Annotated in this window: 22 protein-coding genes; 13 read left to right on the forward strand and 9 right to left on the reverse strand. The window is 72.1% G+C overall.

Going from position 1 to position 24,246, the window contains the following annotated elements; translation table 11 throughout:
- Positions 1-67 precede the first annotated feature (67 nt).
- Complete coding sequence (locus tag ACFC1I_RS16605; protein ID WP_376011769.1) at positions 68-793, forward strand: ABC transporter ATP-binding protein; 726 nt, start codon at positions 68-70, stop codon at positions 791-793.
- Positions 794-893: 100 nt separating this feature from the next.
- Here ACFC1I_RS16605 and ACFC1I_RS16610 read toward each other — a convergent pair whose 3' ends face one another.
- Positions 894-1,883, reverse strand: a complete 990-nt coding sequence (locus tag ACFC1I_RS16610) for an SDR family oxidoreductase (RefSeq protein WP_376011772.1) — start codon at positions 1,881-1,883, stop codon at positions 894-896.
- A gap of 101 nt (positions 1,884-1,984) precedes the next feature.
- Here ACFC1I_RS16610 and ACFC1I_RS16615 point away from each other — a divergent pair, with 101 nt between their 5' ends.
- Positions 1,985-3,328, forward strand: a complete 1,344-nt coding sequence (locus tag ACFC1I_RS16615) for an FAD-binding oxidoreductase (protein WP_376011775.1) — start codon at positions 1,985-1,987, stop codon at positions 3,326-3,328.
- 60 nt (positions 3,329-3,388) lie between these two features.
- Here ACFC1I_RS16615 and gndA read toward each other — a convergent pair whose 3' ends face one another.
- Together gndA and ACFC1I_RS16625 are read right to left on the reverse strand one after the other, a co-directional pair.
- Positions 3,389-4,816: an NADP-dependent phosphogluconate dehydrogenase gene (gene gndA / locus ACFC1I_RS16620; protein ID WP_376012103.1), complete on the reverse strand. Its 1,428-nt coding sequence runs from the start codon at positions 4,814-4,816 to the stop codon at positions 3,389-3,391.
- A 355-nt stretch (positions 4,817-5,171) separates the two neighbouring features.
- Positions 5,172-5,684, reverse strand: a complete 513-nt coding sequence (locus ACFC1I_RS16625; protein WP_376011778.1) for a gluconokinase — start codon at positions 5,682-5,684, stop codon at positions 5,172-5,174.
- A gap of 141 nt (positions 5,685-5,825) precedes the next feature.
- On the opposite strand from ACFC1I_RS16625, the gene ACFC1I_RS16630 reads away from it, so the two are divergent.
- The gene (locus ACFC1I_RS16630; RefSeq protein WP_376011781.1) at positions 5,826-6,563 is read left to right on the forward strand and encodes a FadR/GntR family transcriptional regulator; all 738 of its coding nucleotides are present in this window, start codon (positions 5,826-5,828) and stop codon (positions 6,561-6,563) included.
- A 22-nt stretch (positions 6,564-6,585) separates the two neighbouring features.
- Here the strand turns inward: ACFC1I_RS16630 and ACFC1I_RS16635 are convergent, their stop codons facing one another.
- Positions 6,586-6,708 (reverse strand): hypothetical protein, encoded by a 123-nt coding sequence (locus ACFC1I_RS16635; RefSeq protein WP_275403153.1) that lies wholly within the window; start codon positions 6,706-6,708, stop codon positions 6,586-6,588.
- 280 nt (positions 6,709-6,988) lie between these two features.
- Between ACFC1I_RS16635 and ACFC1I_RS16640 the strand changes: the two genes are divergently transcribed.
- Both ACFC1I_RS16640 and pth read left to right on the forward strand, forming a co-directional pair.
- Positions 6,989-7,624: a 50S ribosomal protein L25/general stress protein Ctc gene (locus tag ACFC1I_RS16640; protein WP_376011784.1), complete on the forward strand. Its 636-nt coding sequence runs from the start codon at positions 6,989-6,991 to the stop codon at positions 7,622-7,624.
- A gap of 121 nt (positions 7,625-7,745) precedes the next feature.
- Positions 7,746-8,330 carry an aminoacyl-tRNA hydrolase gene (gene pth, locus ACFC1I_RS16645; protein ID WP_376011787.1) on the forward strand — a complete coding sequence of 195 codons (585 nt, stop codon included), beginning with the start codon at positions 7,746-7,748 and terminating at the stop codon, positions 8,328-8,330.
- A gap of 22 nt (positions 8,331-8,352) precedes the next feature.
- Here the strand turns inward: pth and ACFC1I_RS16650 are convergent, their stop codons facing one another.
- The gene (locus ACFC1I_RS16650; protein ID WP_376011790.1) at positions 8,353-8,997 is read right to left on the reverse strand and encodes a hypothetical protein; all 645 of its coding nucleotides are present in this window, start codon (positions 8,995-8,997) and stop codon (positions 8,353-8,355) included.
- 92 nt (positions 8,998-9,089) lie between these two features.
- On the opposite strand from ACFC1I_RS16650, the gene mfd reads away from it, so the two are divergent.
- Positions 9,090-12,722, forward strand: coding sequence for a transcription-repair coupling factor (gene mfd / locus ACFC1I_RS16655; RefSeq protein WP_376011793.1), 3,633 nt, complete (start codon positions 9,090-9,092; stop codon positions 12,720-12,722).
- A gap of 61 nt (positions 12,723-12,783) precedes the next feature.
- Here the strand turns inward: mfd and gdhA are convergent, their stop codons facing one another.
- Positions 12,784-14,166 carry an NADP-specific glutamate dehydrogenase gene (gene gdhA / locus ACFC1I_RS16660; protein WP_376011796.1) on the reverse strand — a complete coding sequence of 461 codons (1,383 nt, stop codon included), beginning with the start codon at positions 14,164-14,166 and terminating at the stop codon, positions 12,784-12,786.
- Between the two features lie 131 nt (positions 14,167-14,297).
- Here gdhA and ACFC1I_RS16665 point away from each other — a divergent pair, with 131 nt between their 5' ends.
- The gene (locus ACFC1I_RS16665) at positions 14,298-14,897 is read left to right on the forward strand and encodes a gamma carbonic anhydrase family protein (RefSeq protein ID WP_376011800.1); all 600 of its coding nucleotides are present in this window, start codon (positions 14,298-14,300) and stop codon (positions 14,895-14,897) included.
- A 69-nt stretch (positions 14,898-14,966) separates the two neighbouring features.
- Here the strand turns inward: ACFC1I_RS16665 and ACFC1I_RS16670 are convergent, their stop codons facing one another.
- Complete coding sequence (locus ACFC1I_RS16670; protein ID WP_376011803.1) at positions 14,967-15,137, reverse strand: hypothetical protein; 171 nt, start codon at positions 15,135-15,137, stop codon at positions 14,967-14,969.
- Positions 15,138-15,196: 59 nt separating this feature from the next.
- Complete coding sequence (locus ACFC1I_RS16675) at positions 15,197-17,869, reverse strand: phosphoenolpyruvate carboxylase (protein ID WP_376011806.1); 2,673 nt, start codon at positions 17,867-17,869, stop codon at positions 15,197-15,199.
- Positions 17,870-18,043: 174 nt separating this feature from the next.
- Here ACFC1I_RS16675 and nhaA point away from each other — a divergent pair, with 174 nt between their 5' ends.
- From nhaA to ACFC1I_RS16700, 5 genes are all read left to right on the forward strand, one after another.
- Entirely contained in the window at positions 18,044-19,204 is a 1,161-nt protein-coding gene (nhaA, locus tag ACFC1I_RS16680) for a Na+/H+ antiporter NhaA (protein WP_376011809.1), read from the forward strand.
- A complete protein-coding gene (locus tag ACFC1I_RS16685) occupies positions 19,159-20,016 on the forward strand; it encodes a MazG family protein (protein ID WP_376011811.1) in 858 nt (285 codons plus the stop codon). The genes nhaA and ACFC1I_RS16685 overlap by 46 nt, the downstream gene beginning before the upstream one ends.
- A gap of 131 nt (positions 20,017-20,147) precedes the next feature.
- Positions 20,148-21,419: a histidine--tRNA ligase gene (gene hisS, locus ACFC1I_RS16690; RefSeq protein WP_376012105.1), complete on the forward strand. Its 1,272-nt coding sequence runs from the start codon at positions 20,148-20,150 to the stop codon at positions 21,417-21,419.
- Positions 21,420-21,467: 48 nt separating this feature from the next.
- Complete coding sequence (locus ACFC1I_RS16695) at positions 21,468-21,722, forward strand: hypothetical protein (protein WP_376011814.1); 255 nt, start codon at positions 21,468-21,470, stop codon at positions 21,720-21,722.
- Entirely contained in the window at positions 21,719-22,267 is a 549-nt protein-coding gene (locus tag ACFC1I_RS16700; RefSeq protein ID WP_376011817.1) for a hypothetical protein, read from the forward strand. Before ACFC1I_RS16695 ends, ACFC1I_RS16700 begins: the two co-directional genes overlap by 4 nt.
- On the opposite strand, the gene ACFC1I_RS16705 is transcribed toward ACFC1I_RS16700, so the two are convergent.
- Complete coding sequence (locus ACFC1I_RS16705) at positions 22,251-23,510, reverse strand: APC family permease (protein WP_376011819.1); 1,260 nt, start codon at positions 23,508-23,510, stop codon at positions 22,251-22,253. The genes ACFC1I_RS16700 and ACFC1I_RS16705 overlap by 17 nt on opposite strands.
- 79 nt (positions 23,511-23,589) lie before the next feature.
- On the opposite strand from ACFC1I_RS16705, the gene ACFC1I_RS16710 reads away from it, so the two are divergent.
- A complete protein-coding gene (locus ACFC1I_RS16710; protein ID WP_376011822.1) occupies positions 23,590-24,030 on the forward strand; it encodes a YdeI/OmpD-associated family protein in 441 nt (146 codons plus the stop codon).
- Positions 24,031-24,246 lie beyond the last annotated feature (216 nt).

Consider the following 24,246-nt stretch of genomic DNA (forward strand, 5'->3'; position numbering starts at 1 on the left):
GATGTCCGACACCAGTCCCACTCGAACCGCACCGACCGCACCCACCCCACCGACGGGAGAGCACGTCATGACCATGATCCACACCGAGCCGAATTCGATTCCGGATGCTGCGTCCCCGGCGCAGTACCGCCTCGCCGGCGTCACCCGCACCTACACGCAGAAGGGCCGGGTCGTGAAGGCGCTCGCCGGCGTCGACCTCACGATCGACGCGGGCGACTTCGTCACGATCCAGGGCCCGACCGGTGGCGGCAAGTCGACGCTGCTGCAGCTGCTCGGGGCGCTGGACCGTCCGACCGCCGGATCCGTGCACCTCGGCGAGATCGACATCGCGACCGCGGACAACCGCGAGCTCGGCCGCATCCGCGCCCACGAGATCGGCTTCGTGTTCCAGGGATTCAACCTGATCCCGACCCTGACCGCGCACGAGAACGTCGACATGGCGCTCGAACCGCTCGGGTTGCCGACGCAGGAGCGCGCGGCCCGGGTGACGGAGGCGCTGACGCACGTGGGGCTCGCCGAACGCGCCGACCACCGCCCCGGCGAGCTGTCGGGCGGTCAGCAGCAGCGCGTCGCGATCGCGCGGGCGATCGTCAAGCGCCCGCGCGTACTCCTGGCCGATGAACCGACGGGCAACCTCGACGAGAGCATGCGGGACGAGATCCTCGCGGTGCTGCAGGCGCTCAACGACGAGGGGCTCACGCTCATCGTCGTGACGCACGACTCGGCCGTCGCGCGGCGCGCCCGTCGCCGCCTGCGCCTCGACAAGGGCACGGTGCGCGACATCACCCGCTGACGCGGGGTCGGGGTCGGGCTCGGGCTTGGGGTCGACTGTCAGCCGGGCAGCGGCCAATTCGTTGGGCGGTCAGCCCGGCTGCGGTCACTCCGGCGGGCGGTCAGCCCGCCGAGCGCGCATGGGCCGCGATGCGATCGAAGAGCGCGTCGCGGCCCTCGTCGACCACCTGCGCTTCGGGGTGTGCGTCGTAGTAAGCGAGGATGCGGCGTGCGCCCTCGTCGAACGTGATCGTGGTGCGGAACTCGGGCACGAGCCCCGTCACCTTCGACACGTCGAACACCATGGAGTGTGCCTTGTCGCCGGTGAGCGTCGGGCCGAGCTCGGGCTCGAACGCGGCGATCGTGTCGGACGCGACGTGCACGAGGTCGGGGGACGAGACGCCCGCGGCCTCGGCCAGCCCGCCGTAGATCTGGTTCCAGGTCGGCGCGTGCGTGCCGGTGATGGTGAAGGCTTCGCCGATCGCGGCGGGGTTGCCGAGCAGCCCGGTGAACGCGACGGCGAAGTCATCGGCGTGCGTGATCGTCCAGAGGCTCGTGCCGTCGCCGTGCACGATGACCGGGCGACCCGAGCGCATGCGGGCGATGTCGGTCCACTTGCCCAGGGTGGGCAGCATCCGTTCGTCGTACGTGTGCGAGGGGCGGATGATCGTCACCGGCAGACCGCGCTCGCGGTGGGCCGCGACGAGCAGATCCTCGCAGGCGATCTTGTCTCGCGAGTACTGCCAGAACGGATTGCGCAGCGGCGTGGACTCGGTCACCGGCAGCCGGCGCGGCGGCTTCTCGTACGCCGAGGCCGAGCTGATGAAGACGTACTGCCCGGCGCGCCCCTCGAAAAGGGCGAGATCCGTGGCGATGTGCGCGGGCGCGAACGCGAGGAACTCGGCGACCACGTCGAAGCGGCGATCACCCAGCGCGGCGCGGACGGCCGCGGGGTCGCGGATGTCGGCCTCGATGAGCTCGACCTCCGGCGGAAGCGGGCGCCGGGCGCTGCCGCGGTTGAGGACCGCGACGTCGTGCCCGAGCAGGACGGAGCGGCGTACGCACGCCGCGCTGATCGTTCCGGTGCCGCCGATGTAGAGGATGCTCGTCACGGTCGCGAGCCTACGCCCGCCCGGCGACATGCCGACGCGGCGAGCGGACCCGATGCGGGCGACCCTGGCCGATGTCGGCGCTGCCCCCTAGCCTGGCCGTCATGAGCAACGACGACCTCAGCGCCGGCTCCGTCGGCACCGTCATCCGTCCGGGCGATTCCGAGTGGGAGTCCGCCCGCCGCTTCCACTCCGGCATCGGCGAGCCCGCCGCCGTGATCCGTGCCGCCACCGTCGACGACGTGCGCGGCGCCCTCCGCTACGCCTCGGCCGAGCGGCTCGACATCATGATCCGCAGCGGCGGCCACAGCGCATGGGGCGGGGTGCCCGGCGGCCTCACGCTCGACATCTCGGCCCTCGATCGCGTCGAGGTCGAGGGCACGCGGGTGCGCGTCGGCGGGGGAGCGCAGTGGGGCTCGGTCGCGCACGTCCTCTCCGAGCACGGGCTCGGCATCAGCTCGGGCGACACCGCGTCGGTCGGCGTCGGCGGCCTCACCCTCGGTGGCGGCATCGGCTGGATGGTGCGCGCGTGGGGCCTCGCCTGCGACCAGCTGGTGGGCGCGCAGCTCGTCACCGCGCGCGGCGACGTGGTGGAGGCGACGGACGCCTCGCATCCCGAGCTGCTGTGGGCGCTCCGTGGCGGCGGGGGCAACTTCGGCGTCGTCACCAGGTTCGACTTCGAGGCGCATCCGCTCGACGGCGTCGTCCTCGCGGTGTACGGGATCGACGGCGACGCGCGGCCGGTCATCCGCGCGCTGCGCGACCTCATGGCCGACGCCCCTCGCGACCTCACCGTCACGTACATGGACGTGCCCGCGATGGACCCGAGCGCGCCCGCGGGCGCCTCGATCACCGCGGTGTGGATCGGCACCGACGAAGAGGCCGCGCGCCGTGCGCTGGCGCCGCTCGCGCAGGCGCCCGGCGTCACCGAACGCGAGTTCGGGGTGGAGGAGTACCCCGACGTGCTGCTCGAGGCGCCCGAGTTCGACCCCGAGCAGCCGATGCCGGGGTTCGTCGGCGGCAACACGCTGGTGCCAGTGCTCGACGACGACACGATCGAGCAGCTGGTCGCCTTCCGCGAGCGCCACCCGGCATCCGTCGCGTTCCTGCGCTCGCTGGGCGGGGCGTACGGCGACGTCTCGCAGGACGACTCGGCGTTCCCCGCGCGCGACGCGACGTGGTTCGCGATGGCCGGCGCCTTCGACGTGCCCGGAATGCTCGACGACCAGACGAGGGCGCAGGTCGTCACCGAGTGGGACGACATCGAGGCGAAGGGGTCAGGCGTGTACGGCAACTTCACGGTCTCGACCGACGCCTCGTTCGCCGAGCGCATGTATCCGCCGGCGACGATGGCGCGTCTGGCCGCCGTCAAGCGCGAGTGGGACCCGGGCAACGTGTTCTGCCGCAACCACAACGTGAAGCCCGGCCCGAACGGTCACGCCGGCTGACACGCCGAAGGCGGATCCCCGCGAGGGGGATCCGCCTTCGGGTACGTCTGCGCGAGGGCGTCAGTGCGTGTCTTCCGCCTCGATCTCGGTGCGGTCGCCCGACCACAGCGTGTGGAAGGTGCCTTCCTTGTCGATGCGCTTGTAGGTGTGGGCGCCGAAGAAGTCGCGCTGGCCCTGGATGAGGGCGGCGGGCAGGCGCTCGGCGCGCAGTCCGTCGTAGTACGACAGTGACGACGAGAACGCCGGTGCGGGGATGCCCGCGCCCGCGGCCGACGACACGATCCGGCGCCAGGCGCCCTGCGCGCGGCCGAGGGCCTCGACGAAGTACGGCGCGGTGAGCAGCACGGGAAGCTCGGGCTGGGCGTCGTAGGCGTCCGCGATGCGGTTGAGGAACTGGGCGCGGATGATGCAGCCGGCGCGCCAGATCTTCGACACGGCGCCGAGGTCGATCGTCCAGTCGTACTCGGCGGCGCCGGCGCGGATCTCGTCGAAGCCCTGCGAGTAGGCGACGATCTTCGACGCGTACAGCGCGAGGCGCACGTCCTCGATGAACGCGTCGGCATCGTCGACCTTCAGGCCCTCCTCGGGGCCGGGCAGGTCGCGCGAGACCTCGCGCTGCTCGGGGTGCGACGACAGCGACCGGGCGAAGGTGGCCTCGGCGATGCCGGAGACCGGGACGCCGAGCGACAGTGCGGTCTGCACGGTCCAGGCGCCGGTGCCCTTGGCGCCGGCCTGGTCGAGGATGACGTCGACCAGCGGCTGGCCGGTGGCGGCGTCGACCTGGCGGAGCACCTCGGCGGTGATCTCGATGAGGTACGACTCGAGCTCGCCACCGTTCCACTCGGCGAAGACCTCGGCGATCTCGGCCGGGGTCTTGCCGGTGCCACGGCGGATCAGGTCGTAGGCCTCGGCGATGAGCTGCATGTCGGCGTACTCGATGCCGTTGTGCACCATCTTGACGAAGTGTCCTGCGCCGTCGTGGCCGACGTGCGTGACGCAGGGCTCGCCCTCGGCGACCGCGGCGATCGACTTGAGGATCGGGCCGAGGGTGACCCACGACTCGTCCGAGCCGCCGGGCATGATCGACGGGCCGTTGAGCGCGCCCTCCTCGCCGCCGGAGATGCCGGCGCCGACGAAGTTGATGCCGGTCTCGCGGACGGCCTTCTCGCGGCGGATGGTGTCGGTGAACAGCGCGTTGCCGCCGTCGACGATGATGTCGCCCGGCTCGAACACCTCGACGAGCGAGTCGATGACCGCGTCGGTGGGGCGGCCGGCCTTGACCATGATGATCGCGGCGCGCGGCTTCTGCAGCGACGCGGCGAACTCCTCGTACGAGAACGCGGGCACGAATCCGGCCTCGGGGTGCGTCTCAGTCAGCTCGTCGGTCTTGGACCGGCTGCGGTTGTACACCGCGACCGTGTTGCCCTCACGGCTGGCGAGGTTGCGGGCGAGGTTCGAGCCCATCACCGCAAGACCCACCACGCCGATGTTCGCCGTCGCGAGCGCGGCGGACTCCGGTCCTCCGGGCTCCGGGGTCGGACGGGCGACGTCCTCGGGCGCCGGAGCAGCCTCGTGAGCCTGCGTCGCCTCGTCAGGAGCCTGGTCCTGATCCGTCGAGATCTCGGTCTGGCTCGGGTTGCCGGGCGCTGAAGGGTTGTGGGAAGACACACGCACTCCTGGGGTCAAGTCGTCTTTTCAGCCTAAAGTCTGGCGCGTCCGTGTTACACGGCATGGCCGAGTGCTCACGCGGCGCTGCGGTCCGTTGTGAGCGGGTCCGGGTGTCGCGGCTCGCGGCTGACATGACGAGCCTAGCCCGGGGGCTGTGTCGGTCTGGGCCGGGTCGTCACGAACCTTCGAGGTCGAGGGCTGCGATGACGAGTGCCACCTGGTCCTCCGGTGCGAGCGCGACGTCGACGTCGATCGCCCGCTCGTCGGGCCCGGGCGCTTCGAGCGTCGCGAACTGGGAGTCGAGGAGCGCCGGGGGCATGTAGTGGCCCTCGCGTCGCATCATGCGGTCGCGCACCACAGCGGTGTCTCCGGTGAAGTTGACGAACACCACGTCGTCGCGGCGGAGGATGTCGCGGTAGCTGCGCTTCAGGGCCGAGCACGTGACGATCCCGGGTTCGCCCGCGGCGCGCCGTTCGTCGATCCAGGCGGCGATGAGCCCGAGCCAGGGGAGCCGGTCTTCGTCGGTGAGGGGCTCTCCGCGTCGCATCTTCTCGACGTTGGCCGCCGAGTGGAGGTCGTCGCCCTCCTGGAACGACCAGCCGAGCTGGTCGGAGAGCAGCGTCCCGACGGTGGACTTGCCCGTGCCCGACGGGCCCATCAGCACCAGGATCGGTGGAGTCGACGGCATCCGATCTCTCCTTCCCGATCACGACCACGTACGCCGATTAGTCTGACGTGATCCTCTCTGGAAGTCAATAAGTCCGACATAAAGCATCGATCCGCATCTGAATGTCGGATGAGATCAGCGTTCGTGCGCCACAATCGGACCATGGCCGAGACTCCGCACCGCAGCCCCGTGCACGATTCGCTCGTGGAGCGCCTCGGCGCGGCGATCGTGCACGGCGCATACCCCGCGGGTTCGCGCTTGCTGACCGCCGATCTGGCGGAGGCCTCGGGCGCCTCTCGCTCGGCCGCGCGCGAGGCGGTGCGGGTGCTCGAATCCCTGGGGCTCGTGCAGGTGCGCCGCAAGGCGGGCATCGAGGTGCTGCCTGTCGGGCAATGGAATGTCTACGCCCCCGAGATCATCGCGTGGCGGCTCGACGGGCCCGGCCGCGCGCGGCAGCTGCAGGAGCTGAACGAGCTGCGCGGTGCCGTCGAGCCGCTCGCGGCGCGCCTGGCGGCCGTCCACGCGACCGACGCGCAGCGTCAGGAGCTCGTGGCCGCCGCGCTGAGCATGGCGGGCCATCACCGGCAGGCGGCCGAGGCCGAGTACCTCGATGCCGACGTGCGGTTCCATCGCACGCTTCTCGGTGCGTCGGGGAACCCGATGCTCGGGGTGCTCGGGGGAGTCGTGCAGGCCGTGCTCGAGGGACGCACACGTCACGCGCTGATGCCGCACGAGGCGAACCCCGACGCGGTGCGCTGGCACCGCGACGTCGCTTTCGCGGTGGCCGGCGGGGAGGCGGATGCTGCGTTCCAGGCGATGTCGCGGATCGTCGGCGAATCCGAAGCAGCGATGGGCGAGGCCGTCGACGGCGAGCTCGCGGAGATTCCCGGCGACCGGTGACTCTCGGCGCCAGGGGTGACGCTCAGTCCTTGCGGTAGCCCTGACGGCCGAGGCTCCAGAACGCGAGCACCGTGCCCAGGGCGCCGACGGCGGCCATGGCGCCGATGAGCCAGAGAAGAGCGTGGCTCCAGAAGCCGTAGTCCATGGGGTCCTCCGTGTGGGCGGGAAGCAGGGGCGTTCCTCATCGTAGCGGGGGCGCTGATAGACTCTTGCCTGAACTTCGGCGAGGGATGCCTCGCGCCTGTCGACAGCGGCGGGTTGCGGCATCCGTGATCGACGCGGTGATGCCGGCCTTCCGGGCTTTCCTCACGCGCGCGCGTTCGAGTCGAAGACATCCCCAATACCCGGGCCCGCCGCCGCGCAGGCCGATTCGGAGCGGCCACGCGCCGCCTCACACAGGGCCCCGCGCCCGCAAGGAGAACACCATGTCGAACGAGCCCGACACCAAGGTCCAGGCCGAGCTCCGCGAGAGCTTCGGCAAGGGCTTCGCCCGCCGCCTCCGCGCCGCCGGCAAGATCCCCGCCGTCATCTACGGGCACGGCACCGAGCCCGTGCACGTCGCCCTCCCGGGCCACCAGGTCTCGCTGCTCATCCGCCGCGCCAACGCGGTGCTCGAGCTCGACCTCGACGGCAAGGAGCAGCTGACGCTCGTCAAGGACGTCCAGAAGGACCCGGTGCACCAGATCATCGAGCACATCGACCTGCTCGTGGTGAAGAAGGGCGAGAAGATCCAGGTCGACGTCCCCGTCGTCGTCCTCGGTGAGCCCGTCGCCGGCACCATCGTCAACCTCGACGCGCAGACCGTGGCGCTCGAGGTCGAGGCGACCCACATCCCCGAGCACGTCGAGGTCGATGTCGAGGGCCTCGAAGAGGGCACCCACATCACCGCCGCCGACCTGAAGCTCCCGAAGGGCGCCGCGCTGGTCGCCGAGCCGGAGCTGCTCGTCGTCGCCATCGCCGTCCCGGCTGCGGCGATCGCCGCCGAGGAGGAGATCGCCGAGGCCGACGCCGAGATCGCCGCCGAGCAGTCGGAGGCTTCGGAGGAGGCCGCGGCCGAGTAATCGGACGCCGAGCGATCGGATCGCTTTCCGGCGAGGGGGTGCGGATGCCGCGCCCCCTCGCTGCTTTTTTCACCACGGGCCTGCGCCGCCGACGCGCAGGGCCTCGGGCAGGATGGATGACATGGCAGACACGTGGCTGATCGTGGGGCTCGGAAACCCGGGCCCGCGCTACGAGCTCACCCGGCACAACGTCGGACAGCTCGTCGTCGACGAGCTCGCCGGCCGCCGCAGCGAGTCCTTCAAGGCGCACAAGGCGAACGCCCGCGTCGTCGAGACGTGGCTGCGTCCGGGCGGACCGAAGCTCATCCTCGCGAAGCCCAACACCTTCATGAACGTCTCGGGCGGACCCGTCGCCGGGCTCGCGAAGTTCTACGGCATCGACGCCGACCATGTCGTGGTCGTGCACGACGAGCTCGACATCCCGTTCGACACGATCAAGCTCAAGATCGGCGGCGGGCACGGCGGCCACAACGGCGTGCGCGATGTCGCGAAGGCCCTCGATACGGCGGAGTTCCCGCGCGTGCGCGTCGGCATCGGGCGCCCGCCCGGACGCCAGGACGCCGCCGACTGGGTGCTCGACCCGTTCGGCGCCACCGAGCGCAAGAACCTGCCGATCCTCGTCGGCGACGCCGCCGACGCGGTCGAGCAGCTGGTGGCCGAGGGGCTGCTCGCCACCCAGCAGAAGCACCACGCCCCCCGCGTCTGAGCAGGGGAGTACGCCCGGGCTGTCAGCCGCCGACGCCGGACCCTGCGGCGAGACCGGCGGTCAGAAAGCCCTGCACCACCGCGCCGAAGGCGATCGGTCCGATCGCGGCGACGATGACGGCGGCGATGCCGGCCCCACGGCCGCGCCCTCGGACGATCGCGACGATCCCCTGGATGAGCGCCCACAGCCCGAGCGCGGTGCCGACCCAGAACGACACCTCGCCCAGCAGCACCCAGTCGCGTACCGGTGCCAGCACGCCCCAGTCGAAGTCGCCGGTGAAGGGCCGCGTGGCGACCTCGCGCCCGGCGCCCAGCCCGACGTTGAAGCTCGCGATGGCGCCCACCAGAGAGGCGCCCACGGTCGCGACGAGCGCGAGGACGAGGGCGACGACGCCGAGCCCGCTGCCGCGCTTCGCGGGAGCGGGCGCGGGCGCGCCGTAGGCGGGGACGGATGCTGCGGCCGGCGCCGCCGCATAGCCTGCGGGGGCCGCGTACCCCACGGGAGGCGCATACGCGCCGGCCGGGGGAGCGGACCACCCCTGCGCCGCACCGACCGGTTGCCCCGGCGCGGAGGCGTCGCTCGTCGGCGGTCCGAACGGCGCGGCCGAGGGGGGAGCCCAGGCCGCAGGCGGTGCGGGCGGGTTGCGGGACGCGTCGGGCTGGCTCACAGCCTCATCCTAGGAGCCCGTCCTGCCCCCACGCGGAGTCCTCGTCGCCCGCGGCGAAGACCCGTGTCCGTGGTGGGTCGTAGACTCGTGCGGTGACAGTTCCCGGGATTTTGCGCGCCCTCGAACAGGCTGAGCCTTTCCGGGACGCGCTGGCCGCAGCATCCGTCGATGCCGACTTCTCGCTCGTCGAAGGACTCGACGCTCCGCTCCTCGCCGCTCTGCTCGAGCGCCGCCGCACCGCCGGCAAGCCGCCGGTGGTGCTGCTGGTCGCGCCGACCGGGCGCCGGGCCGAGTCGCTCGGCCCCGCCCTCGGTGCGCTGCTGCCCGGTGCCGAGGTGCTGCACTTCCCGGCGTGGGAGACCCTGCCGCACGAGCGGCTGAGCCCGAGCGCAGAGACGGTCGGCGCGCGCCTCGACATCCTCACGCGGATCGCCCGCTGGGATGCGGCCACACCCCTCGTCATCACGGCGTCGGTGCGGGGAGCGATCCAGCCCCTCGCCGCGGGACTCACCGACGTCGATCCGATCGAGCTCGTCGTGGGCGGCCGTGGCCACGACCTCGGCGACGTGTCGACCCGCCTCGTCGAGCTCGCGTATCACCGCGTCGACATGGTGTCGCGGCGCGGCGAGTTCGCCGTGCGCGGCGGCATCCTCGACGTCTTCCCGCCGACGGCCCCGCATCCGTATCGCGTCGAGTTCTTCGGCGACGAGGTCGACGAGATGCGCGCGTTCTCGGTCGCCGACCAGCGGTCGCTGCCGGGCGAGGTGCGCGCGGTCACGCTGCTTCCCAGTCGCGAGCTGCTGCTGACGGAGGCCGTCCGCGGCCGCGCCCGCCAGCTCAAGGACGAATTCCCCGGCCTCGCCGGCATGCTCGAGAAGATGTCCGAGGGCATCCCGGTCGAGGGCATGGAATCACTGCTGCCGGCCGTCGTCGACCGGCTCGTGACGCTCGCCGACTATCTGCCCGCAGGCGCCGCCGTCGCGCTCGTCGACCCCGAGCGGGCGGTCACTCGCGCCCTCACGCTCGGCGAGACCAACCGCGAGTTCCTCGAGGCCGCGTGGAGCGCCGCGACGGCGGGCGCGAGCACGCCGATCGACCTGGGCGCGGGCGACTTCCTGACGCTCCCCGAGCTCAAAGCCGCGGCCCGCGAGCGCAGCGGCGTCTGGTGGACGCTCAGCGCCTTCGATTCGGGAGAGGCGGATGCCGCGGCCGAAGGCCTCCTCGACGAAGACATCGACGTCGCGCTCGAGGCCGCGGCCGTCATCCGGGTGCCGGGTTCGGCCGTGCCGTCGTTCCAGGGCAACGTCGAGGGCGCCACCGACCACGTGGGCGCACTGCTCGCAGACGGCTGGCGTGTCGTGGTCGCGGCATCCGGAACCGGACTCGTCGAGCGGGCGCGCGATGTGCTCGCCGAGCGGGGCATCGCGGCGCGCAAGGTCGACGAGGTGCTGCACGCCCCCGAGCCGGGCGTCGCGCACGTCGTCGTGAGCGTGCTGGAGCGCGGCTTCGAGGCGCCAGACGCGAAGCTCGCGGTGCTCACCGAGTCCGAGTTCTACGGCCGCACCATCGGCGGCGACACGCGCGTCGTCAAGAAGCTCGCGTCGCGCCGCAAGGCCGTCGTCGACCCGCTCAAGCTCGTTGCGGGCGACTATGTCGTGCACGCGACGCACGGCATCGGCAAGTTCGTCGAACTGCAGCAGCGCGAAGTGTCCAGCGGCGGCCGCAACGCGGTCAAGAGCATGCGCGAGTACCTCGTGCTCGAGTACGCGCCGTCCAAGCGCGGCTACCCGGGGGACAAGCTCTACGTGCCCACCGACCAGCTCGACCTGCTGTCGCGCTACGTCGGCGGCGAGGCGCCGAGCCTGTCGAAGATGGGCGGCAGCGACTGGGCGCAGGCCAAGAGCAAGGCGCGCCGCGCGGTGCGCGACATCGCGGTCGAGCTCGTCAAGCTCTACTCGGCGCGCATGGCGGCGAAGGGCTACGCGTTCGGCCCCGACACGCCCTGGCAGCGCGAGCTCGAAGAGGCGTTCCCGTTCGCCGAGACGCCCGACCAGCTGCAGACGATCGACGAGATCAAGGCCGACATGGAGAAGCCGATCCCGATGGACCGGCTGCTGTCGGGCGACGTCGGCTTCGGCAAGACCGAGGTCGCGGTCCGCGCCGCGTTCAAGGCGATACAGGACGGCAAGCAGGTCGCGATGCTCGTGCCGACGACCCTGCTCGTCAAGCAGCACCTCGAGACGTTCACCGAGCGCTTCGCCGGCTTCCCGGTCAAGGTGCGGCCGCTGTCGCGCTTCCAGACCGACAAGCAGGCGCGCGACACGCTCGCGGGTCTCACCGACGGCACTGTCGACATGGTGATCGGCACGCACCGCATCCTCACCGAGAAGGTGATCTTCAAGGACCTCGGCCTCATGATCATCGACGAGGAGCAGCGGTTCGGTGTCGAGCACAAGGACGCGCTGAAGAAGCTCAAGACCAACGTCGACATCCTCGCGATGAGCGCGACGCCGATCCCGCGCACGCTCGAGATGGCGGTCACCGGCATCCGCGAGATGTCGACGCTGCAGACGCCTCCCGAAGACCGGCATCCGATCCTGTCGTACGTGGGTCCGCGCAACGACAAGCAGATCGCCGCCGCGATCCGCCGCGAGCTCCTGCGCGAGGGGCAGATCTTCTACGTGCACAACCGCGTGCAGTCGATCCAGCGCGTCGCGTCGGAGCTCGCCGAGCTCGTGCCCGAGGCTCGCATCGCGGTCGCCCACGGGCAGATGGGCGAGCACCAGCTCGAACAGGTCGTCGACGACTTCTGGGAGCGCAAGGCCGACGTGCTCGTCTCGACGACGATCATCGAGACCGGCCTCGACATCTCGAACGCCAACACGATCATCATCGACCGCGCCGACAAGTACGGCCTCAGCCAGCTGCACCAGCTGCGCGGCCGCGTGGGCCGTGCGCGCGAGCGCGCCTACGCGTACTTCCTGTACGACGACATGAAGCCGCTCAGCGAGACGGCGGCCGACCGCCTCGAGACGATCGCCGTGAACAACGACCTCGGGTCGGGCATGCAGGTCGCGCTCAAGGACCTCGAGATCCGCGGCGCCGGCAACCTCCTCGGCGCCGAGCAGGCCGGACACATCGCGGGCGTCGGCTTCGACCTGTACCTCCGCATGATCGGCGAGGCCGTCGCCACCTTCCGCGGCGAAGAGACCGAGGGGCCCACCGAGCTGCGCCTCGAGCTGCCGGTGCAGGCCCGCATCCCGGAGTCGTACATCGACAGCGAGCGGCTGCGTCTCGAGGCGTACCAGAAGCTCTCGGCCGCAGCATCCGTCACCGCCCATCCCGACGCGATCGCCCTCGTCATCGAGGAGCTCACCGACCGCTACGGCGAGCCGCCGTCCGAGGTCGAGGGGCTGCTCGCGGTCGCCCGGCTGCGCCGCCGCGCAGGCCAGGCGGGCCTCGCCGACGTCGTCGCGATGGGGCCGAACCTGCGCGTCGCGCCGGCGAACCTGCCCGACTCGATGCGCGTGCGCCTGCAGCGCCTGCACCCCAAGGCGAAGCTCGTCGCCGGGGGAGAGGCGATGGTCGTGCCGCTGCCGTCGGCGGGCGGCGAGCCGCTGGGCGACGACGAGCTGATCGCGTGGGTGGCGCAGCTGATCGATCAGCTGTGGCCCGAGAAGAAGACGGAGACGGATGCCGCGGCCCCGCCTGCGGCGAACGGCTGAGACGGCGACGGGCCGGGGCCTCGAAAGAGTGCCCCGGCCCGTCAGCGGTCGGTGAGAGCGGTCAGATGACGCCCTGCGCGAGCATGGCGTGCGCGACGCGCTCGAAGCCCGCCGAGTTCGCGCCGACGACATAGTCGCCGGGACGGCCGTAGCGCTCGGCGGCCTGGAAGGCGGCGTCGTGCACGTCGGCCATGATCGCGCGCAACTTCGCCTCGCTGTCGTCGAAGGTCCAGCGCTGGCGCGCGGCGTTCTGGCTCATCTCGAGCGCGGAGGTCGCGACGCCGCCCGCGTTCGCGGCCTTGCCCGGCCCGAACAGCACGCCCGCGGACTGGAACAACTCGATCGCCTCGGGGGTCGAGGGCATGTTGGCGCCCTCGGCCACCGCGCGCACGCCGTTCGCGATGAGCGCGCGGGCGTCGTCGGCGCCGAGCTCGTTCTGCGTGGCGGAGGGGATCGCGACGTCGACCGGCACCTCCCATGGCCGGGCGCCCTCGAGGTAACGGGCGCCGGGACGGCGGGCCGCGTACACCGAGATGCGGGCGCGCTCGACCTCCTTGATCTGGCGGAGGAGGTCGACGTCGATGCCGGCGTCGTCGACGACGACGCCCGAGGAGTCGGAGGCGGTCACCGCGGTGCCGCCGAGCTGACGGGCCTTCTCGATCGCGTAGATCGCGACGTTGCCCGAGCCCGACACGCCCACGCGCTTGCCGTTCAGCGTCTCGCCGTGCACGCCGAGCATCTCTTCGACGAAGAAGACCGCGCCGTAGCCGGTCGCCTCGGTGCGCACCTCGGCGCCGCCCCACTGCACGCCCTTGCCGGTGAACATGCCCGACTCGTGGCGGTTCGTGACCTTGCGGTACTGGCCGAACAGGTAGCCGATCTCGCGCGCGCCCACGCCGATGTCGCCGGCGGGCACGTCGGTGTGCTCGCCGAGGTGGCGGTAGAGCTCGTTCATGAACGACTGGCAGAAGCGCATGATCTCGGCGTTCGAGCGGCCGTGCGGGTCGAAGTCGCTGCCGCCCTTCGCGCCGCCGATGCCCTGGCCGGTGAGCGCGTTCTTGAAGATCTGCTCGAAGCCGAGGAACTTGATGATCGAGAGGTCCACAGACGGGTGGAAGCGCAGGCCGCCCTTGTACGGGCCGAGCACCGAGGAGAACTGCACACGGAAGCCGCGGTTGACCTGCAGCCGGCCCGAGTCGTCGACCCACGGCACGCGGAAGAGGATCTGACGCTCCGGCTCGACGATGCGCTCCAGGATCCCGCCGTCGACGAACTCCGGGTGGGCCTCGAGCACGGGCGCGATCGACTCGAGCACCTCGTGCACGGCCTGCAGGAACTCGGGTTCGTTCGGGTTGCGGGCCTCGACGGTGTCGAGGACGAGCCGGATGGAGTCGGTCGATGCGAGCGAAGCGGTGGCGGGCGTGGTCGTAGGCGCTGAAGTCATGGTGGAGCTTTCCCGAGGTGGAGCAACGCCGGGGGGCGGCGCTTCTTCACCCTACCTACGGTCGCGGCGTCGATCGGACGTGTGACAGCGGGCTACGCTGGCCCCATCCACGACGGCGGGAGGCAGGAACGATGCGGTTCGAGCACCTCGGGGCACAGCCCCGCATCCATCCGGACGCGGTCGTGGCGGCGACGGCGGTGATCAGCGGGGACGTCGAGATCGGCCCCGAGTGCCAGATCCTGCACGGCGCGGTGATCACGGCCGAGGGCGGCGCCATCACCCTCGGCGAGAACGTCATCGTGATGGAGAACGCGCTCATCCGCGCGACCTCGACGAACCCCGTGCACATCGCCGACCACGTGCTCGTCGGCCCGATGGCGAGCGTCTCGGGCGCCGTCGTCGAGGAGGAGGTCTTCCTCGCGACGGGCACGCGCGTCTTCAACGGCGCGCACATCGGCGCGCGCAGCGAGGTGCGCATCAACGCCGTCGTGCACCTTCGCACGACGCTGCCCGCCGAATCGACGGTGCCGATCGGGTGGGTCGCCATCGGCGACCCGGTGCAGATCCTGCCGCCCGACCGCCACGAGGAGATCTGGGCCGCGCAGCGCGAGCTCGACTTCCCCGGCTACGTCTTCGGGCTCGACCGCGAGACGCCCGACCTCATGGTGCAGCTCACCGAGCGCTACGGCCGCAGCCTCGCCCGGCACGCCGACGACCGCCGCGTCGACTGACTGCGGCGACCCCGCACAGACGACGGCGAGACCGGATGCTGCGGCCCGCAGCATCCGTGATTCCCGACATCACTCCCAGGCGAGGCCGCAATCGCGGCAGCAGAACTCGAGGCGGTCGACCCAGCCGTCGTCGAGGTGGCCCCGACGCTCCCACTCGATCCGGAACCACCGCGGTTCGGCCGCCCGCACATCGAGCGACCCGCACCAGGGGCAGACTTCGGCGACGACGATCCGTGCCATGCGCGCCACGGTACGCCGGGGTCGGACCGATCCCGGTTGCGACGCGCGGTGCGCCCGGCTCAGCCCGTGTTCTGGAGGCCTGCCGCGACGCCCGACACCGACAGCAGCAGCAGGCGCTGCAGCTCGGGGTCGACCGGCGCGCCCTCGGGGGCCTCGCGCAGCGCGCGCAGGGCCCGCAGCTGAAGGAGCGACAGGGCGTCGACGTACGGGCTGCGCATCTTGACCGCTCGCTGCAGCACCGGCTTGTTGCCGAGGAGTTCGGTGCCGCCGGTGATGCGGATCACCCAGTCGCGGGTGAGGCGCATCTCGTCGCGCACGAGCGTCGCGAGGTCGTCGCGGTCGCCGAGCTGGAGGTAGTGCAGCGCGATGCGGTCGTCGGTCTTCGCGAGGCTCATGGCGACGTTGTCGATCAGCGTGCGGAACAGCGGCCACTCCTGGTAGGCGCGTGCGAGCAGCGGCTCGTCGCCGACGGCTTCGAGCGCGGTGCCCAGGCCGAACCAGCCGGCGAGGTTGATGCGCGCCTGCGTCCACGCGAACACCCACGGGATGGCGCGAAGGTCTTCCAGGGACTCGACCGACAGGCCGCGGCGCGCCGGGCGCGAGCCGAGGGCCAGCAGGCCGATCTCCTCCATGGGCGTCACGCGGGCGAACCACGGCGCGAAGCCGGGCGCCTTCACGAGGGAGAAGAAGCGCTCGCGGGAGGCGGCGTCCATCGTCGCCGCGACGTCGGCGTACGTCTCGGCGGCGGCGCGGTTGCGCTCCTCGTTCGAGGGCGACGAGGCGAGCAGGATCGCGGCGGCGACCTGGTCGATGTGGCGCATCGCGATGGCGGGGTCGCCGTAGCGCGCGAAGATGACCTCGCCCTGCTCGGTGAGCTTGAACCGGCCGTCGACCGAGTGCGGCGGCTGAGCCATGATCGCGGAGTTCGCGGGACCGCCACCGCGGCCGAGGGCGCCGCCGCGGCCGTGGAAGAGCGTGAGCTCGATGCCGTTCTCGTCGGCCCATGCGGCGATCTTCGCCTGCGCCTCGTACAGCGCGAGGTTGGCGGCGACGGGGCCGACGTCCTTCGACGAGTCCGAGTAGCCGAGCATGACCTCGAGGCGCCGGCCGGTGGCCTCCAGGCGTGCGGCGAACTCGGGGTGCTCGACGATCTCGGCGAGGATGCGGGGCGCGGCCTGCAGATCGGCGAACGTCTCGAACAGCGGGATCACGTCGAGCACGGGCGGCGTGCCGTCGGGACCGACGGCGTACGCGGCGAGCTTGTGCACGTTCGCGAGGTCCTCGGCGGACTGCGTGAACGACACGATGTAGCGGCCGGCGGCGCGCGGGCCGTAGCGCTCCTGCAGGAACCCGACCGTGCGCACGACGTCGAGCACCTCCTCGGCGAGCTCGCTCCGCGGGGCACCCGACTCGAGCTCGGCGAGCACCTTGGCGTGCACCGCCGAGTGCTGGCGCACCTCGAGCTCGGTGAGGTGGAAGCCGTACGTCTCGACCTGCCACAGCAGCTGCTGCAGATGGCCGTAGGCCTGGCGCGGCGCGTGGGCCGCGACGAGCGAGTCCTGCACGACCCGCAGGTCGGCGAGCAGGTGCTCGGGGTCGCGGTACGCGAGGTCGGCGTTGCGGGCGCGCGTCGCCTCGATCTTGCGGGCGATCAGCAGCAGGATGCGCCGGTGCGGCTCGTCGGGGGAGCGCTTGGCGATGTCCTTCGCAGCGTCCTCGTCGGCGGCCTTGAGGCGCCGCCACAGCGCGAGCAGGGCATCGCTCGGCGGCGTGGTCGAGGCGTCGAGGGTCATCGTGCGGCCGATGCGGCTGGTGGTGCGCGCCAGGCCGATCAGGACGTGCTCGCTGGCGATCGCGGAGGCCTTGCGGGTGACGGATGCCGTCACGAACGGGTTTCCGTCGCGGTCGCCGCCGACCCACGAGCCGACGCGCACGAACGGGCGCACGACGGGCGCGCGACCCCCGGCGGCGGGTCCCTGCAGTGCGTCGTCGACGCGGCGGTAGACGTGGGGGACCGCGGTGTAGAGCGTGTCGTCGAACACGGCCATGACCGCGCGCACCTCGTCGGTGGGCGCGGGCTTCTCGGGCCGCAGCGGCGCCGTGCGCCACAGGGTGTCGATCTCCTCGAGCATGCGGCGCTCGGCGCGGCGCTCGTCGGCGCCGCCTCGCAGCGACGCGTCGTGCTCCTCGAGGAGCGTCGCGAGGCGGCGGATGCTCGTCGACACGGCGCGACGCCGGGCCTCGGTGGGGTGCGCGGTGAACACCGGGTGGAACCGCATGCCCTGCAGGCGCTTCAGGGCCGTGTCGTCGCCGACCTCGGCGGCCAGGCGCACGAAGGCGGCGGCGACCGAGTCGGTGGCCTGCTCGCGGTCGGGGCGGCCGTCGCGTTCGCGCAGCACGCGCACGCGCTGGTGCTCCTCGGCGAGGTTCACGAGGTGGAAGTAGGCGGTGAACGCCCGGGCGACCTCGTCGGCGCGGGCGATCGTGAACGACTCGGCGATGGCGGCGGCGCGGGCGAACGCCTCAGGCGTCTCGTCGGTGTACGCCTGGATGGTCGCCGTGCGCAGGCGCTCGACGTCCTCGTACAGTCCGGGCGACCCGCTCTCCTTGAGCACCTGACCGAGGAGCGTCCCGAGCATGCGCACGTCGCCGCGCATCTGCTCGGGAATCGCCTGCTCCGCCTCGTACCGCCCGACGAGGTCGATCGCTTCGGTGTGGGTGAGTTCACGCATCTCTCCAGGCTAACCGCGCGGTGTTTCCCCGAAGTCACGACGGACGCTGTGTGACGCTCGGGCGTCCGTGGCGGTGCCGGTGCCGCGGGGGCGCCTCGCTACACTGACGGTGGAGCGCCGGGAAGTCTGGTCGGCACGTCCTCGTCGACCCGTGATCCCTTTCTCGGAGGCCAGATGTCGCTTCTCCGCTCCGCCCGCTTCCCCGCGATCGTGCTGCTCCTCGCGGCGGCCCTGGGCCTGTTCGTCGCCAACTCTGGGTGGGGCGCCGCCGTCGATGACGCGATGCACGCGTATCTCGGCATCCCGGGCGTGTTCGAGCTCAGCCTGTCGCACTGGATCAAGGACGGGCTGCTCGCGGTCTTCTTCTTCGTCGTGGCCGTCGAACTGCAGTACGAGCTCACCGCCGGTCAGTTGAACTCGGCGCGCAAGGCTCTGCAGCCCGCGATCGCCGCCGCAGGCGGCGTGCTCGTCCCGATCGCGATCTACGCCGCGATGGCCTGGGGATCCGACGCCACGGCGGGCTGGCCGATCCCGACGGCGACCGACATCGCGTTCGCGCTCGGAGTGCTCGCGGTGTTCGGTCGCGGGCTGCCGTCCGCTCTCCGGGTGTTCCTTCTCGCCCTCGCGATCCTCGACGACATCGTCGGCATCGTCTTCATCGCCGTGCTCTTCACGGCCGGGGTGAACATCGCCGCGCTCGCCGGCGCCGCGGTCGCGGTCGTCGCGTTCGGCATCCTGAGCCGGCAGCTCGACACGCGCGCCCGGGTGCCGATCGCCGTCGTGCTGGTGCTCCTCGCGATCGCGACGTGGGTGCTCGTGTACCTCTCGGGCGTGCACGCGACCATCGCCGGCGTGGCGCTCGGGCTCGCCATGGCGCAGCGGCCCGCGCTGCGCGTGCGGCACGAGCTCGAGCCGTGGGTCAACGTCATCGTGCTCCCGGTGTTCGCGTTCTCGGCGGCGCTCGTTCCGATCCCGTCGGTGCCGCTGTCCGAGCTGTCGCCCGCGTTCTGGGGGGTGCTCGTCGCGCTCCCGGTCGGCAAGGTCGTCGGCATCTCGCTGTTCGGGTGGCTCTCGCTGCGCATCGGGCACCGGGGGAGCGCGCCGCCGCTCGCCTTCGCCGACCTGCTGGCCGCCGGCGCGCTCGGCGGCATCGGGTTCACGGTGTCGCTCCTTCTCTCCGAGCTCGCGTTCTCCGACGCGGCGGCGCTGCGCGACCAGGCGACGCTCGGGGTGCTCGCAGGTTCGGTGATTTCGCTCCTCGTGGCCGCAGGGCTCGTATCGTGGCGGGCATGGCACTATCGACGCCGGACGGCGGCAGCACCCGTGACGACGTGACCGGACCCGGCTCGCCGGGCGCGGCCGACCCGCTCCGCGAGGCGGCCGACGTCATGCGCGCGGTGCGCGACCGCTGCGTGTGGACGCAGCAGATCGACCACCGCGCCCTCGTGCCGTACCTCGTGGAGGAGAGCGCCGAGCTGATCGACGCCGTCGAGGACGGCTCGCGCGACGAGCTCCGCGAAGAGCTCGGCGATCTGCTCTGGCAGGTGCTGTTCCACTCCGAGATCGCCTCGCGCGACGAGGAGGACCCCTTCGACATCGACGACGTCGCACGCCGGCTGACCGACAAGATGGTGCGGCGGCATCCCCATGTCTTCGGCGACGCCGTGGCGACCACGCCCGAGGAGGTGCTCGTCCACTGGAGCGCCGCCAAGGCCGCCGAGAAGCACCAGCGCCGCTCGGTCCTCGACGGCGTGAGCGAACGGATGCCGAGCCTCGCGCTCGCCCAGAAGCTCCTGTCGAAGGGTGCCCAGGTCAACATCGACCCCGCGCCGGCCACGGCGGCTTCGCCGAACCAGGGGACTCCCGCCGAGACCGGGGGCGACGTCCCCGGTCTCGGCGCGGATCCCTTGTCTCGGCGAGGTGCCGGGACCGAACCGGCGCCCGATCCCGCGACGGAGGCCGAGCTCGGCGACGCGCTCCTCGCGCTCGTCGCCACCGCCCGAGCCAACGGGTGGGACGCGGAGCGCGCGCTCCGCGAGCGCCTGCGGCGGCTCGAGCGCGACATCCGCGCCGCCGAGTCCCCCCAGCCTGTGCCCGAATCAGGCGATGAGGCGAAATCAGGCCCGACGACCGCCGAATCGGCCTGATTCCGCACCATCGCCTGATTCGAGCACCGCGGCACGGCGGCGGGCACGGCGGTGGGAGGGGGCCGGGGACGGGAGCGCCGGGTTCGACCTGGAAAGATAGGCGCGTGGCATCCGTCAATCCGCCGCGCGGCATGCGCGACTTCCTTCCCGCTGAAAAGGCCCGTCGCGAGAGCGTGCTCGCCGTCATCCGCGAGCGCTACCGCGCGCATGGGTTCGATGAGATCGAGACCCCGGTCATGGAGGAGTACTCGCGGCTGCACGCGGGCATCGGCGGCGACAATGAGAAGCTCGCCTACAACGTGCTCAAGCGCGGGCTCGACGCCGACGCGATCCGCGGCGCGGCCGACGACCCGGCGGCCCTCACCGACCTGGGCCTGCGGTACGACCTGACCGTGCCGCTCGCCCGGTTCTACGCGACCAACCGCGGACAGCTGCCGTCGGTGTTCCGCTCGATCCAGATCGCGCCGGTGTGGCGCGCCGAGCGCCCGCAGAAGGGCCGCTACCGCCAGTTCGTGCAGTGCGACATCGACATCATCGGCGACGCCTCCGCGCGCGCCGAGGCCGAGCTCGCCGTCGCCACGCTCGACACGCTCGACGCGCTCGGGCTCGAGGGCGGCAGCATCCGCATCAACGACCGTCGCGTCCTCGACTGGATGCTCGACAGCTTCGGCTTCACGTCCGACGAGCGTCCGGGCGTCCTCATCACGATCGACAAGCTCGACAAGCTCGGCCCCGACGGCATCGTCGCCGAGCTGCGCGAGCGCGGCGCGACCGTCGCTGCCGTCGATGCGTTCGCGGCGTTCCTCCGCCGCCCGATGACCCTCGAGTACAACCCGTACGGCGAGCGCCAGGTGCGCAAGGCGCTGCCCGAAGGCGCGCCCGACGACATCGTCGCGCACCTCGTCGGCATCGGCGCGGCGGTGTCGGCGGCCCGCGGTTCGGCGAGCGAGCTCCTCGGTGACATCCCGCTCGTCTTCGACCCGTTCCTGGTGCGCGGCATGGGCTACTACACCGGCACGATCTTCGAGCTCGCGCACCCCTCGGTCGACTACTCGCTCGGCGGCGGCGGCCGCTACGACGGCATGATCGGCCGCTTCCTCGGGCAGGACGTGCCCGCGGTCGGGTTCTCGATCGGCTTCGAGCGCATCGTCGACCTGGTGGCGGAGCGGACGGATGCTGCGGCCCCGGCCGTCGTCCTCGTCCACGACCGCGACGTGCCCGAGGGGGAGCTCCTCGCCCTCAAGGCCGCGCTCGTGCGCCAGGGCTCGCGCGTGCGCCTGGAGCAGCGGACCAAGAACCTCAAGGCGCTCCTCGAGCGCGCGGCATCCGACGGCTACACGGCCTTCGCGACGGTGTCGGCCGGTGCGACCGCCGACGCGCTCGAGGTCAAGCCGCTCGGCTGATGTCAATGAAATCTTGACGCCCCGCCGTGTCAAGGCTAGGTTGACAGCATGAGCACTTCGACATCCCGCGGTTCCGCCACGCCCGGCCGCATCGTCACCGTGGCCATCGTCTCGATCGTCCTCGGTCTCGGCCTGGTGGTCCTCAGCATCGGCTTCGACTGGGAGGGCTTCGGCGGCGGCGCCGTCATCGGTGTGGGCATCGGTTTCGCCGCCGTGGGCATGTACTTCTGGGGCTACGCCAACGGGCTGCGCCGGCCGTCGTCGCGCGGCACGTGGCTGCCGAGCCGGGACGGACGCGGGTGAGCGATCTCGCCGACGCCATCGGGCGTGCGGTGCTCGCGGACGCGGGCATCGGCCCCGATCAGGCGCTGACCGACGACGAGCACCTCGCACTCGTCGCGGCCGGCGCCCGCGCGGAAGGCGAGGTGCGAGCGATCCTGCAGAGCGCCGTCACTGCCGCGCGGGCGGGCGGCGCGAGCTGGGCGCGGATCGGCTCGGAACTCGGTATGACGCGCCAGGCCGCGCAACAGCGCTTCGGCGGCGGTGCCGGGTCATCCCGCGCTACTGTCGGCGACCTGGCCGCCGAACGCTGGCTCGGCCCTGTGACGGCATTCGACGAGATGGCCGAGCTCGAGCTCGCGGGCCGCGCGGGCTGGCGCACGGTCGAGGTCGGCACACTCGCCCATCGGATGGTGCGCACCGAGACACAGTGGGAGCACCGCCGGATCCTGTGGCGCGCCTCGCTCGTGGCCGAGCGTGCCGACGGCTGGGAGGTCGGCTGCCGGGCCTTCCCCTGGATCTACCTGGTCCGCGACCGCGGCATCCCGGCCGTCACGCCGGGGGAGTGATCCTGCGGCGGAGCCGGACCGTCCGATACGCCACGCCGATCGCGACGACGATCACGCCGGCCACGACGGACTGCCAGGGCAGTGTGACCGCGAGGACGAGGCATCCGATCCCGCCGACGACCTGGAGCGCGACCGGGTAGCGGCGCGCGTCGCCACGCTGGCGGAAGGCGGCGACGTTCGCGACGAAGTAGTACAGCAGCACCCCGAACGATGAGAAGCCGATGGCGCCGCGCAGATCCACGAACGCCACCAGCAGCACGACGATCGCGGCCGCGGCGAGCTCGGCGCGGTGAGGTACGTGCCAGCGCGGGTGCACGGCGTCGAGGAAGCCGGGAAGGTCGCGCTCGCGCGACATCGCGAAGGCGGTGCGGCTCACCCCGGCGATGAGCGCGACCAGCGCCCCGAGCGAGGCCGCCGCCGCGCCGATGCGCACGACCACGTCGATCCATGCCCAGCCGGACAGCGCGGCGGCGTCGGCGACGGGTTCGGTCGACGCGGCGACGGCATCCGGGCCGAGCGCGCTCAGCACCGCGACCGCGACCACGGCGTAGACCGCCAGCGCGACGAGGAACGCGATCACGATCGCGCGCGGGATCACGCGGCGCGGGTCGCGCACCTCCTCGCCCATCGTGGCGATGCGCGCGTACCCGGCGAACGCGAAGAACAGCAGCCCCGCGGACTGCAGGATGCCGTAGCCGCCGCCCGCCCACACGGCCTCGGACGTGAACCAGTCCGGGGTCGCACCCGCCGAGAACGCCGCGGTGATGGCCGCGGCGAGTGCGCCGAGCGAGATCACGACGATCACCCGGGCCGCGCCCGCGGTGCGGGTGACGCCGAACCAGTTGACGGCGGTCAGCAGGACGACGGCGGCGATGGCGACGGGGCGCTCCCAGCCCGCGGGAGCGGCGTACGCGGCGAACGTGAGCGCCATCGCGGCGCAGCTCGCGATCTTGCCGATGACGAAGCCCCAGCCGGCGACGAACCCCCACCACGGGCCGAGCTCGGCGCGTCCGTAGGCGTAGGTTCCCCCCGAGGTGGGGTAGGCGGCGGCCAGCTGCGCCGACGAGGTCGCGTTGCCGAAGGCGACCACCGCCGCGATCGCCAGGCCCACGAGCAGGCCCGTGCCCGCAGCATCCGCCGCCGGCGCCCACACCGCGAAGACGCCGGCTCCCACCATGGAGCCGAGTCCGATGAACACGGCGTCGCCGAGTCCGAGGCGGCGCTGCAGTGCGGGGGACGTCACGGGCGAACTCTAGCCCGCGGCCGAGAACGGGCGGGTTCGGGGTTCCCGCGGCCCGGTCGCACCCGCAAGGATGGGCCCCATGACGCTTCAGATCCACACCGTGCTCGCGCCGATGGGGCCGGCGACCGCCATCGAGCTCACCGACGAGCAGGTCGCCGAACTCGGCGGAGGAAAGCGCGCCGCGGTCGTCGTCGGGATCGGCGGGCGCACCGCCCGCGTGCGGCTCGGCGTGATGGACGGCCGCAATCTCGTCGGGCTCTCGAAGGCCGTCCGCGCCGAGCTCGGGGTCGAGATCGGCGACGAGGTCGACGCCACGATCGACCTCGACACCGCAGAGCGCGAGGTCGAGGTGCCCGACGACCTGGCCGCGGCGCTCGAGGCCGCAGGCGCGCGCGCCGCGTTCGACGCGCTGACGCTCAGCCGTCGCAAGGAGCTCGCGCGCGGGGTCACGGAGGCCAAGCGCCCCGAGACCCGCGAGCGCCGCGTAGCCGCCGCCGTGGCGGAGCTCTCCGCGTCGTAGCCGGTGTCCGGGCTGCGGTCCGGAATTCGCAGCCCGCGCGCGTCAGAATGCTGCGGTGTCCGGACTTCGCAGGACTGGCCGGAGTGCCGGCATGCCAGGCGGAGGGGGTGCGGTCCGGACTTCGCAGCCCGTCCGCGTCAGAATCCTGCGAAGTCCGGACATCGCACGGCGTCGCACGGCCGGCAGGGCAGGGCAGGGCGGCAGCGCACCGGGTCG

The sequence above is a fragment of the Microbacterium sp. NPDC056044 genome (assembly GCF_042267145.1).
Lineage (GTDB): Bacteria > Actinomycetota > Actinomycetes > Actinomycetales > Microbacteriaceae > Microbacterium.